Source organism: Methylobacterium tarhaniae (assembly GCF_001043955.1).
In the GTDB taxonomy this organism is placed as follows: Bacteria; Pseudomonadota; Alphaproteobacteria; order Rhizobiales; family Beijerinckiaceae; genus Methylobacterium; species Methylobacterium tarhaniae.
In genome coordinates, this window is record NZ_LABZ01000021.1 from 20,034 (window position 1) to 31,033 (window position 11,000).

The 11,000-nt window shown below is 70.2% G+C and carries 12 protein-coding genes; 3 read left to right on the forward strand and 9 right to left on the reverse strand.

The features are described 5' to 3' along the window. Positions 1 to 42 precede the first annotated feature (42 nt). The 9 genes from hisA to VQ03_RS03480 all read right to left on the reverse strand — a co-directional run bounded on the left by hisA (position 43) and on the right by VQ03_RS03480 (position 8,494). Complete coding sequence (hisA, locus tag VQ03_RS03440; protein WP_048449463.1) at positions 43 to 804, reverse strand: 1-(5-phosphoribosyl)-5-[(5-phosphoribosylamino)methylideneamino]imidazole-4-carboxamide isomerase; 762 nt, start codon at positions 802 to 804, stop codon at positions 43 to 45. 44 nt (positions 805 to 848) lie between these two features. Continuing rightward, positions 849 to 1,508: an imidazole glycerol phosphate synthase subunit HisH gene (hisH, locus tag VQ03_RS03445; protein WP_048449464.1), complete on the reverse strand. Its 660-nt coding sequence runs from the start codon at positions 1,506 to 1,508 to the stop codon at positions 849 to 851. 64 nt (positions 1,509 to 1,572) lie between these two features. Beyond that, positions 1,573 to 2,064: a DUF2628 domain-containing protein gene (locus VQ03_RS03450; protein WP_048449465.1), complete on the reverse strand. Its 492-nt coding sequence runs from the start codon at positions 2,062 to 2,064 to the stop codon at positions 1,573 to 1,575. A 30-nt stretch (positions 2,065 to 2,094) separates the two neighbouring features. Beyond that, complete coding sequence (gene hisB, locus VQ03_RS03455; RefSeq protein WP_048449466.1) at positions 2,095 to 2,697, reverse strand: imidazoleglycerol-phosphate dehydratase HisB; 603 nt, start codon at positions 2,695 to 2,697, stop codon at positions 2,095 to 2,097. A gap of 241 nt (positions 2,698 to 2,938) precedes the next feature. Continuing rightward, a complete protein-coding gene (locus VQ03_RS03460) occupies positions 2,939 to 3,817 on the reverse strand; it encodes an S-methyl-5'-thioadenosine phosphorylase (RefSeq protein ID WP_048449467.1) in 879 nt (292 codons plus the stop codon). A gap of 164 nt (positions 3,818 to 3,981) precedes the next feature. Continuing rightward, positions 3,982 to 4,908, reverse strand: coding sequence for a cytochrome c1 (locus VQ03_RS03465; protein ID WP_048449468.1), 927 nt, complete (start codon positions 4,906 to 4,908; stop codon positions 3,982 to 3,984). Positions 4,909 to 4,998: 90 nt separating this feature from the next. Beyond that, positions 4,999 to 6,285 carry a cytochrome b gene (locus tag VQ03_RS03470; RefSeq protein ID WP_048449469.1) on the reverse strand — a complete coding sequence of 429 codons (1,287 nt, stop codon included), beginning with the start codon at positions 6,283 to 6,285 and terminating at the stop codon, positions 4,999 to 5,001. Positions 6,286 to 6,325: 40 nt separating this feature from the next. Continuing rightward, positions 6,326 to 6,889, reverse strand: a complete 564-nt coding sequence (gene petA / locus VQ03_RS03475) for a ubiquinol-cytochrome c reductase iron-sulfur subunit (RefSeq protein WP_048449470.1) — start codon at positions 6,887 to 6,889, stop codon at positions 6,326 to 6,328. A gap of 300 nt (positions 6,890 to 7,189) precedes the next feature. Continuing rightward, positions 7,190 to 8,494 carry an MFS transporter gene (locus VQ03_RS03480; protein ID WP_048449471.1) on the reverse strand — a complete coding sequence of 435 codons (1,305 nt, stop codon included), beginning with the start codon at positions 8,492 to 8,494 and terminating at the stop codon, positions 7,190 to 7,192. 236 nt (positions 8,495 to 8,730) lie between these two features. Between VQ03_RS03480 and ribH the strand changes: the two genes are divergently transcribed. The 3 genes from ribH (at position 8,731) to thiL (ending at position 10,927) form a co-directional block, all read left to right on the forward strand. Then, positions 8,731 to 9,273 carry a 6,7-dimethyl-8-ribityllumazine synthase gene (ribH, locus tag VQ03_RS03485; protein ID WP_048449472.1) on the forward strand — a complete coding sequence of 181 codons (543 nt, stop codon included), beginning with the start codon at positions 8,731 to 8,733 and terminating at the stop codon, positions 9,271 to 9,273. Position 9,274: 1 nt separating this feature from the next. Further along, positions 9,275 to 9,745, forward strand: coding sequence for a transcription antitermination factor NusB (gene nusB, locus VQ03_RS03490; protein WP_048449473.1), 471 nt, complete (start codon positions 9,275 to 9,277; stop codon positions 9,743 to 9,745). A 177-nt stretch (positions 9,746 to 9,922) separates the two neighbouring features. Continuing rightward, positions 9,923 to 10,927, forward strand: coding sequence for a thiamine-phosphate kinase (gene thiL, locus VQ03_RS03495; protein WP_083467750.1), 1,005 nt, complete (start codon positions 9,923 to 9,925; stop codon positions 10,925 to 10,927). Positions 10,928 to 11,000: the final 73 nt, after the last annotated feature.

The following is an 11,000-nucleotide window of genomic DNA, read 5'->3' on the forward strand; positions in this document are numbered from 1 at the left end:
GGATAGCCGCCCCGATCCTATCACGGGGCGGTGCCCTCCGCCTCACGCCGTCGGCAGGCCCTTGCCCTGCGCGGCCTTGGCCCGCGCTATGGCAGCGAGCGCCTCCTTCGGGTCGATCCGGCCGTCGTAGAGCGCGCGGCCCGTGATGGCGCCGGCCAGCTTCGCGCAGTCCGGCTCCAGGATCCGGTGCACGTCCTCGATCGAGGCGAGTCCTCCGGAGGCGATCACCGGGATCTTGACTGCATCGGCGAGGCCCAGGGTCATCGGGATGTTGAGGCCCTTGAGGATGCCGTCGCGGGCGATGTCGGTGTAGATGATCGCGGCGACGCCGGCATCCTCGAACCGGCGGCCCAGCTCCTCCGCCGTCACCGTCGAGGTCTTGGCCCAGCCTTCGACCGCGACACGCCCGTCCTTGGCGTCGATGCCGACGGCGATCTTGCCCGGGAAGCGGCGGGCCGCCTCGCGCACGAAGGTCGGATCCTTCACGGCGGCGGTGCCGATGATGACCCGGCTGACGCCCTTGGCGAGCCAGCCCTCGACGGTGCGCATCTCGCGGATGCCGCCGCCGAGCTGGACCGGGATCGTCACCGCCGCCAGGATGGCGTCGACCGCCGCGGCGTTCATCGGCGCGCCCGCGAAGGCGCCGTCGAGGTCGACCACGTGGAGCCAGGAGAAGCCCTGCTCCTGGAACGTCGCGGCTTGCGCCGCCGGATCGTCGCTGAAGACGATGGCCTGCGCCATGTCGCCCTGCACCAGGCGGACGCAGCGCCCTTCCTTCAGATCAATGGCCGGAAACAGGATCACGCGTCGTCACCGCAAGGCTCGAGGGTGTGGAAGCGCAGGCCGCGTCAGGGGCGCCAGCGCAGGAAGTTGCCGATCAGCCGGAGCCCGAGGGTCTGGCTCTTCTCGGGATGGAACTGCGTGCCGGCGATGGTGCCGCGGGCCACCATGGCGGTGACCGCGCCGCCGTAATCGGCGGTCGCGACCACGTCGTCGGGTTCCGATGCCGCGAGCGCGTAGCTGTGCACGAAATAGGCGTGCAGCCCCTCCCCGCCCGTCGGGATGCCGTCGAGCAGCGCGTGCGGCCGGCGGGCCTGAAGCGTGTTCCAGCCCATATGGGGCACCTTCAGGCCCGGATCCGACGGCGTGATCGGTGCGACGTCGCCCGGGATCCAGCCGAGGCCCGGCGTGACCTCGTATTCGAGGCCGCGGCTCGCGAGCAGCTGCATGCCGACGCAGATGCCGAGGAACGGCCGGCCGCGGGCATGCGCGGCGTGCGTCATCGCCTCGACCATGCCGGAGACGGCGTCGAGCCCCCGTCGGCAATCGGCATAGGCACCGACGCCCGGCAGCACGACCCGGTCGGCCGCCGCCACGATCTCCGGATCGGAGGTGACGAGGATGCGGGCATCGGTCCCGGTCTCGCGGGCCGCACGCTCGAAGGCCTTGGCGGCCGAGTGCAGGTTGCCGGAGCCGTAATCGATGATGGCGACGGTGTCCGCGCTCAACGGAGGTCCTCCCGGGTCGCGGTGGCTTGGATCAACGAGGCGTTCGTCAGGGTGGTTGCGGCGCTCACCGGGGGGCCTGCGCCTCGGGGAAGAGCCCGAGGGCCGGGCTCTCGGCGCGGGTGTTGGCCGGCGTCACCGCCCGAGGGGCGGCGGTCCCGAGACGGGTCCCCTCCTCTCGCAGCCAGCGGGCGACGAACTTCACCTCGGCCTCCCTGACGTCCGAGGCGGTCACCGCGTCGCGGATCGGGCGGCCGGTCCGGGCGTAGGTCCAGCGTCGCAGGGACGAGGCCTCGAGCCCGATGAGCCAGGACAGGAGTAAGGCGATCACGAAGCCCGCGACCGGACTCAACCCCAGGGTGAGACCGGCGACCCAGACCAGGATCTCGGCCGCGAGCACGATCAGCCCGGCAAGCCAGAGCCGGTGCCAGAAGAACCACAGCGCCGAGAACCAGAAGGCCGGCCAGACGAAGGCGTCCGGCACCAGCTTGGCGCGGTCGAGCGCCTCCGGCTCGCCGGGATCGACCTCGTCGGGCAGGTGCAGGGTGTAGGTGGTCATCCGGCTCCCCCGAGCTCCGTCGTTGCGGCCCTAGAGCGAGCCTTTGGTCGATGGCACGCGACCGCCCTCGCGGGGATCGACCTCGACCGCGTGCCGCAAGGCACGTGCCAGCCCCTTGTAGCAGCTCTCGGCGATGTGGTGCTGGTTGTCGCCGTACAGCGTCTCGACGTGCAGCGTGATCCCGGCATTCATCGCGAAGGCCTGGAACCACTCCCGCACCAGCTCGGTATCGAAGACGCCGATCTTCTCGCGGGCGAATTCGGTCCGGAACACCAGGAACGGCCGCCCCGAGATGTCGACGGCGACCCGGGTCAGTGCCTCGTCCATGGGCAGGTGCAGGTCGGCGTAGCGGCGAATGCCGCGCTTGTCGCCGAGCGCCTGGGCGAAGGCCTGGCCGAGCGCGATGCCGCAATCCTCGGTGGTATGGTGCTGGTCGACGTGAAGGTCGCCCGTCACCTTGACCTCGAGGTCGAACAGGGCGTGCCGGGCGAGCAGCTCCAGCATGTGGTCGAGGAAGCCGACTCCCGTCGCGATGCTGGCCCGGCCGGTGCCGTCGAGGGTGAGCGCGACGCTGACGTCGGTCTCGGCGGTGCGCCGGTCGACGCGGCCTGCGCGGAGGGGGGTATCGGTCATCGTGGGAGACGGGCTGCCAATGGAAACGGGCTGCCTTGTTAAAAGGCAGCCCGCGGAAACGCCAGAGGGGATGCGGGCTTTACACCCCGCCCGCTGACCCCGGGACGCGCAGCGGCGTCGTACGACATCCGATTCACCGCTTCGCGATGCGGGTTTCGGCGTCGCTCAGGCGTGTGGAGCCTCCGGCTCCCCTGCGCGGGCTTGCGATACCAGTTCCGGAAGGAAGCGTCCGGAACCGGTATCACACGTCCGCCAGCACCCGGGCGCAGATCGCATCCAGCTTCGCCATCAGCGCCGGGTCGCGATGGGTCGGCGCGGTCATGATCGCGCCATCGAGCGCCCGGTCGGAGCCCGCCGGGCAGGGCTCGCGCTCGGTGGGCAAGTCGCGGGCGAGCCGGCTCACCAGGCGGGCGGCCTTCGCGGCGTTGGCGCGGGCCACCGCCACCACGGCGGCGACGTCGACGGCGCCGTGCTCCGGGTGCCAGCAATCGAAGTCGGTCACCATGGCGATGGTGGCGTAGGTGATCTCGGCCTCGCGGGCGAGCTTGGCCTCCGGCATGTTGGTCATGCCGATCACGTCGTAGCCCTGCGCCTTGTAGGTGAGCGACTCGGCGTAGGAGGAGAATTGCGGCCCCTCCATGCAGACGTAAGTTCCGCCCTTCCGGACCGCGATCTCCTCGGCCTCCGCCGCGGCGAGGATGCGGGCCTGGAGGCCCGGGCCGACCGGATGGGCCATCGAGACGTGGGCGACGCAGCCATTGCCGAAGAACGACGAGGTCCGGCCGACGGTTCGGTCGACGAACTGGTCGACGAGCACGAACAGGCCCGGATAGAGCTCCTGACGGAACGAGCCGCAGGCCGAGAGCGCCACGATGTCGGTGACGCCGGCGCGCTTGAGCACGTCGATATTGGCCCGGTAGTCGATGCCGGACGGCGAGAGCCGGTGGCCGCGTCCGTGGCGCGCCAGGAACACCACCGGGGTCTCGCCGATCCGGCCGATGCGCAGGGCATCCGACGGCTCGCCCCAGGGTGAAGCGACGCGTTCCTCGCGCACGTCCTCCAGCCCGGGCAGGTCGTAGACGCCCGACCCGCCGATCACTCCGAGCACGGCCTTGACCATCAGGGTTCTCCTGTAACGAAAGAGGCCCCTTGCGGGGCCTCTGGAAGGGATGGCGTCTGAAGCAGCGGCCGATCGCGTTGCGATCGGGTGCTGCTTCAGGCCTTTGATTTTACCGCATTTTCTGCAGCGAACCGGCATCCGCTTCGTCGGAAGATGCTCCAGCGTCAGCTGGTCTTGTGCAGCTCGGGCTGCAGCCCGTGCGTCTCGCCGCCGACATCGGACCAGATCTTCTTCTTCACGTAGTAGAGCAGGCCGGCCAGGACAAGCAGGAAGAGGATCGCCCGCAGGCCCAGCGACTTCCGTGCCAGGAGGTGCGGCTCGGCCGTCCACATCAGGAAGGCGGTCACGTCGCGGGAATACTGGTCGACCGTCTCCGGCACGACCGGCTTGCCGTCGGCGCCCTTGGCGTAGGTCACCTGACCGTCGCTGAGGGGCTTGGGCATCGCGATGACGTGGCCCGGATAAAACTCGTTGTAGTGGCCGCCCGGCGGTACGGTCACGTCCTTCGGCGGCTCGTCCTTGTAGCCGTTGAGGAGGGCGTGGATGTAGTCGGGACCCTGCTCGGTATAGCCGACGAAGGGCAGCCAATCGATGATGAACCACAGGCCGCCGCGGGCGAAGGTGCGGGCCTTGGCCATCAGCGACAGGTCCGGCGGTGCCTTGCCGCCATTGGCGGCGGCCGCGGCCTGGTCGTTCGGGAACGGCGCCGGGATCTTGTCGGCCGGGCGGCCGGGCCGCTCGAACATGTCGCCGGAATCGTTCGGGCCGTCCTTGACCTTGTACTCGGCCGCCAGCGCCTTGACCTGGGCGGCGGAGAAGTCGGGCCCGCCCTCCTCACCGAGGTTGCGGAAGCGGACGTAGCTCAGGCTGTGGCAGTTCGCGCAGACCTCGCGGTAGACCTGGAAGCCGCGCTGCAGCTGCGCCTGGTCGAAGGTGCCGAACATCCCCGAGAAGGTCCACTTCTCGCGGTGCGGCAGCGGCCCGCCCTCCGCCGCCGAGGCGGCGCCGGCCGACAGGAACGTGGCGAAGGCAGCCGCCAGGAGAGCACGTGTGCCGAGAGCGCGTGTGCCGAGAGCGCGTGTTCTGATCATTCCCCTCGATGCCCCTTGCGGCGTCGTCGTTGCGTCGTGTCGAGGGGCGCGGCGGATGCCTCCCGCAGCCGCCGCGCCCATGCGTGTCGATCAGCCCTTGGTCGGGGGTGCGGCGGTGGCGCCGGCCGGGATGCCGGAGGAGCCGACCTGCTTGCCCGGGCCGGTGACGCTCTCGAGGATCGAGCCCGGCAGGGGCTTCGGGGTCTCGAAGAGGCCGACCAGCGGCATCACGATCAGGAAGTGGGCGAAGTAGTAGAAGGTGGCGATGCGCGAGGCCAGGACGTAGCCGCCCTCCGGGGGCTTCGAGCCGAGCCAGCCGAGCAGGAAGCAGCAGAAGATGAAGACCCAGAAGAACTGGCGGTAGATCGGCCGGTAGTTGGCCGAGCGGACCCGCGAGGTGTCGAGCCACGGCGCCAGCGCCAGGATGATCACCGCGCCGAACATCAGGATCACGCCGCCGAGCTTGTCCGGCACCGCGCGCAGGATGGCGTAGAAGGGCAGGAAGTACCACTCGGGCACGATATGCGCCGGCGTCACGGCGGGGTTCGCCGGGATGTAGTTGTCGGCGTGGCCGAGGTAGTTCGGCTGCAGGAAGATCCAGTAGGCGAAGAAGGCGAAGAACACCACCACCGCGAACACGTCCTTGATGGTCGCGTAGGGGGTGAAGGGCACGGCGTCCTTGCCGGACTTGATCGGGATCCCGGTCGGGTTGTTCTGGCCCGTGACGTGCAGCGCCCAGACGTGCAGGACGACGACGCCGGCGATCATGAACGGCAGCAGGTAGTGCAGCGAGAAGAAGCGGTTGATGGTCGGGTTGCCGACCGAGTAGCCGCCCCAGAGCAGGCTCTGGATCGTGTCGCCCACGACCGGGATCGCCGCCAAGATGTTGGTGATGACGGTGGCGCCCCAGAACGACATCTGGCCCCACGGCAGGGTGTAGCCGAGGAACGCGGTCGCCATCATCAGCAGGTAGATGATCACGCCGAGGATGTAGAGCACCTCCCGCGGGGCCTTGTAGGACCCGTAATAGAGGTTGCGGAACATGTGCACGTACACCGCGATGAAGAACATCGAGGCGCCGTTGGCGTGCATGTAGCGCAGCAGCCAGCCGTAGTTCACGTCGCGCATGATGTGCTCGACGGAGTTGAACGCCTCGGTGGCCGAGGGCTGGTAGTGCATCGCCAGCCAGACGCCGGTGATGATCTGCGAGCCCAGCATCGCGATCAGGATCGCGCCGAACGTCCAGAAGTAGTTCAGGTTGCGCGGAACCGGGAAGGCGATGAACGAGGAATGGACCAGGCCTGCGATCGGCAGCCGGGCCTCGAACCACTTCGCGAAGCGGCTCTTGGGAACGTAGGTTGTGGCGTGTGCGCTCATGGGGCAGCCCGCGTCTGACGTTGCTTCACGATCGGCTTGATCAGGCGGTGGCGCCTTCGCCGATGCGGACCTTGGTGTCGCCCTGGAAGGCGTAGGGCGGGATCGGCAGGTTGATCGGCGCCGGGCCGCGGGTGACGCGTCCGACGGCGTCGAACTGCGAGCCGTGGCAGGGGCAGGCCCAGCCTTCCAGGCCGTTGGCGTTGGCGATCGGCACGCAGCCGAGATGGGTGCAGTTGCCGTAGGCGACGAGCCAGCGCTCGTGGCCCTCCTTGACGCGGCCGAGGAACGGCGCCGGGTCGATCAGGCTGGCCGGGGCGACCGCCTTCATGTCGGCGACTTCCTTCTCCGTGAGATGGCGCACGAAGATCAGCTTGCCGCGCCAGAACACGTTGACGATCTGGCCGTCGGCGATCGGCGTGAGGTCGACGTCGATCGGCGCACCGGCCGCGATCGTGTCGGCGTCGGGGGCCATCGAGGCGACGAAGGGCCAGGCGAGAGCGGCGGCCCCGACCACGGCGCCCGCGCCGGTGGCGAGGAACAGGAAGTCCCGGCGGGTCGTCCCGTGGGGATGCGCGGCGTCGGATGGGGCGACGGTGGTGGCCAAGTTCCGGCTCTCCCGAGAGATCGTTGACGGCGGCGGGCCGCCGCTTGCGCGGCGCAAGGCGTCGAGGCCCGCTGAAACGGCTGGAGGGGTTCTCGTTCCCCGATCCTGCCGGACCGAAGCACCTCCCCACTCGTGGCGGCAATGCGACCGGGCGTCGCCGCGCGGGTAGCTCTGTTGCACGGCCAAGCCCCGGAATAAAGGGCGAAAAGGCGGCTGGATCCAGAGGAATTCCAGATTCCCGACCGGTGTGTTCTCAGGTGCCGGGACGGCTCGGACGGGCCGTCCCGATCCCCCGCGGACCTACTCGGCCGGCGCGCCGACGCGGCCGGACGCCGCGGCCGGGCTGGAATGGCTGAGCCGGAGCACCGTGACCATGCCGACGAGGCCCGCGCAGGCGATCAGCAGCAGGCCGCCGGTGAAGCTGCCGGTCCAGTCCTTGATCGCGCCGACGGCGTAGGGCGCGACGAAGCCCGACAGGTTGCCGATCGAGTTGACCACGGCGATCGCGCCCGCCGCAGCGGCGCCAGAGAGCGTCTCGGTCGGCAGCGTCCAGGTGATCGGCAGCGCCCCGAAGATGCCGAGCGCCGCGCCCGAGAACAGCACCACCTTCACGATCGAATCGCCGACGAGGGCCGCCCCGATGGTGCAGAGCGAGGCGCAGGCGAGCGCCGCCGCGAGGTGATAGCGCCGCTCGCGCTTGGCGTCCGAGCGCCGGCCCCACCACAGCATGCCGACGGTGCCGACGGCGTACGGGATGATCATCACGAAGCCGGTCTGGGCGTTGGTGAGACCGAAGGCCTTGAAGATCTGCGGCAGGAAGAAGCCGAAGGCATAGAGCAGCGCGACGGCGCCGAAATACACCACCGCGATGGCGAGCACCCGCGGGTTGAGGATTTCCTGCGTCAGCGGCACGTGACCCTGGCGCGGCGTGCGGGCGGCTTCAGCGGCCAGCGTCTGCTCCAGCCAGGCGCGCTCGTCGGGGGCGAGCCATTGGGCGTCGGCCGGACGGTCGGTGAGGTAGAAGTAGGTCATCACCGACAGGATCACCGCCGGCAGCGCCTCGATCACGTAGAGCCACTGCCAGCCCCTGAACCCGAGCACGCCGTCGAGCTCGAGCAGCAGGCCGGAGATCGGCGAGCCGATGACGCTCGAGAGCGGGATCGCCACCATGAACAGCGAGACGATGCGCGCCCGGTAGGCCGAGGGATACCAGAGGGTGAGATAGAAGATGATGCCCGGGAAGAAGCCGGCCTCGGCCGCGCCGAGCAAGAGGCGCATGATGTAGAAGCTCGTCTCGCCGCCGATGAAGGCCATGCCGCCGGAGATCAGGCCCCAGCTCAGCATGATGCGGGCGATCCAGCGCCGCGCCCCGAACTTCTCCAGCGCCAGGTTCGACGGCACCTCGAAGATGAAGTAGGTGATGAAGAACAGCCCGGCGCCGAGGCCGTAGGCGGTGGCCGAGATGCCGAGATCCCGGTTCATGGTCAGCGAGGCGAACCCGACATTGACGCGGTCGAGATAGGCCACGAAGTAGCAGACGATCAGGAACGGGATCAGGCGCCAGCTGACGCGCTTGATCGTGCGGGCTTCGATATCGGTTGTCACGGCTGTTTCCTCCCGGCCGTCGCTGATGGCTGGCCAAGTCTGGCGTCCCGGCTCTGGCGCCCGGGATGACCGGATTGTCCGCGCTTGGCAAGGAGCGACGATCTGCGAAGGCCGCGGCACTTGTGGGACGGACCTCTTCTGGTCTAGTGCTCCCCTCCCCCACCGGTGATGCACCGCAGCGAGGCCCGTCGGGCCGCGCCCGCGCCGGTGCCCGTTCGAGACGCAGATAGTTCGCCATGGTCACGCCACGCCGCGACAGCGGAGCCGACCGCCCCCAGCTCACCGGAGCCCGGGTGCTCGTCGTCGAGGCCCGCTACTACGAGGACATCGCCGACGAGCTCCTCGCCGGCGCCACGGCGGTGATCGCGGCGGCAGGCGCCGAGGCCGTGGTCGTCACGGTGCCGGGCGCGCTGGAAATCCCCCAGACCGTCGCGATCCTGCTCGAGGCGGCGGCCCGCGCCCGCAAGCCCTACGACGCCGTGGTGGCGCTCGGCTGCGTCATCCGGGGCGAGACCGGCCATTACGACATCGTCGCCGGCGAGAGCGCCCGGGCGCTGATGGACCTGTCCGTCATGCTCCGCCTGCCGCTCGGCAACGGCATCCTGACGGTCGAGACCGAGGCCCAGGCCCAGGCCCGCGCCCGCGTGGCCGAGATGAACAAGGGCGGCGGTGCGGCGGAGGCGGCTCTGGCCGTGCTGGCCCTGCGCCGGGCCGAGGAGGCGGGCCGCCAGGACCGCACCATCGGCTTCACCCCCCGCCGCAACCCGGAGACCGAGTGAGATGAAGCCCGCCGAGCGCAGCGGCGCCCGCCTCGCGGTGGTCCAGGCCCTCTACGAGATGGAGATCTCCGGCAAGGGCGTGATCGACGCTCTCGCCGAGTTCGAGGCCTTCTGGATCGGGCAGGTCATCGACGAGGTCGAGCACCCGCCGGCCGAGACCGCCTTCTTCCGCGACCTCCTGCGCGGCACCGTCGAGGAGCAGCGGGCGATCGACCAGCGCCTCGACGCGGCTTTGGCCGCCGGCTGGCCCTTGCGCCGCCTCGAGGCGGTGGTGCGGGCGATCCTGCGCGCCGGCGCCTACGAGGTGATGTTCCGCCGCGACGTGCCGGTGAAGGTCGCGATCTCCGAATACGTCGACGTCGCCCACAGCTTCTACGAGGGCGAGGAGCCAGGCCTCGTCAACGCGGTGCTCGACAAGGTCGGTCGCGCCGTGCGTCCGGAGGACTTCTCCAAGGGCTCACGCGCCGGTTGATCCGGCGTGCCGCGAATTCCCGCGGACGGTATGACCTCTCACGGATAAACGGAAAATAGTCTCTTTTGCCGTTAGATCCTTGCGACGCCCCGTCCGGGGTCTAGCTGTCGGCCGAGACTCGGGCCGGGACCGGCGGCGTCGCCGCCACCCCGACCTCCGCCGTGAGAGCGCCACGCGATGGCCCGCCCCGACCTGCCCCGCCCCACCGAAGACGAGCTGATCGCCCGCTACTTCGCACCGCTCGCCGGTGAAGGCGGGCTGTCGCTGCGCGACGACGCGGCCCTGCTGACGCCGCGCCCGGGCCACGACCTCGTGCTGACCACCGACGCGGTGGTAGCCGGCGTGCATTACTTCCCCGACGACCCGCCGGCCTCGATCGCCTGCAAGGCCCTCGGCGTGAACCTGTCCGACCTCGCCGCCAAGGGGGCGGAGCCGCGGGGCTTCCTCCTCACCCTGGCGCTGGCGGAGGATTGGGACGAGCGCTGGCTGGCCGAGTTCTGCACCGGCTTGAGCGAGGCGGCGGCGTTGGCGAGTTGCCCGCTTCTCGGCGGCGACACCGTGCGGGCGGCGGGATCCACCCTCGTCGGCATCACCGCCCTCGGCGAGGTCCCGTCCGGCACCATGGTGCGGCGGGCCGCGGCGCAGGTCGGCGATCGCCTCCTGGTATCGGGCAGCATCGGCGACGCGGCGCTCGGCCTGAAGCTCCGGCAGAAACCCGCGGCCGCCTGGGGCGAGGCGGTGTCGTTCCCGGTCCGCGCCGCTTTGGTCGACCGCTACCTGCATCCGCGAGCGCGCCTCGCCCTCGCTCCGGCCCTGCGCGCCCATGCCCGCGCGGCGATGGACGTGTCCGACGGGCTCGTCGGCGACCTCGCCAAGATGATGCGGGCCGCGGACCTGAGCGCCGAGGTCGAGATCGAGCGGGTTCCGCTCTCGGAGGCCGCCCGGGCGGCGCTGGCGGCGAAGCCGGACCTCCTCGACACTGCGCTCACCGGAGGCGACGATTACGAGATCCTCTGCGCGGCCGATCCGGCCGCCGTGCCGGCCCTGCGCGAGGCGGCCGAGCGGGCCGGCGTGCCTCTGACCGAGATCGGCACGGTGACGGAGGGCGGCGCCCCGCCGGTCTTCCGGACGCGGGACGGCGGCACGCGGCGCTTCCGCTCCGGCTCGTTCAGCCATTTCTAGGCCCGCTCCGAAGATTCGGACCGACGCCGAAAGTCTCAGGCGGATGAAGCTTGGGAGCGTTTGCGCTCGGATG

Excerpts from the sequence above, each read along its gene's own strand:
- VQ03_RS03450 (WP_048449465.1), bottom strand. The coding sequence starts at position 2,064 with ATGACCACCTACACCCTGCACCTGCCCGACGAGGTCGATCCCGGCGAG.
- hisB (WP_048449466.1), bottom strand. The coding sequence starts at position 2,697 with ATGACCGATACCCCCCTCCGCGCAGGCCGCGTCGACCGGCGCACCGCC.
- VQ03_RS03460 (WP_048449467.1), bottom strand. The coding sequence starts at position 3,817 with ATGGTCAAGGCCGTGCTCGGAGTGATCGGCGGGTCGGGCGTCTACGAC.
- VQ03_RS03465 (WP_048449468.1), bottom strand. The coding sequence starts at position 4,908 with ATGATCAGAACACGCGCTCTCGGCACACGCGCTCTCGGCACACGTGCT.
- VQ03_RS03470 (WP_048449469.1), bottom strand. The coding sequence starts at position 6,285 with ATGAGCGCACACGCCACAACCTACGTTCCCAAGAGCCGCTTCGCGAAG.
- ribH (WP_048449472.1), top strand. The coding sequence starts at position 8,731 with ATGGTCACGCCACGCCGCGACAGCGGAGCCGACCGCCCCCAGCTCACC.
- nusB (WP_048449473.1), top strand. The coding sequence starts at position 9,275 with ATGAAGCCCGCCGAGCGCAGCGGCGCCCGCCTCGCGGTGGTCCAGGCC.
- thiL (WP_083467750.1), top strand. The coding sequence starts at position 9,923 with ATGGCCCGCCCCGACCTGCCCCGCCCCACCGAAGACGAGCTGATCGCC.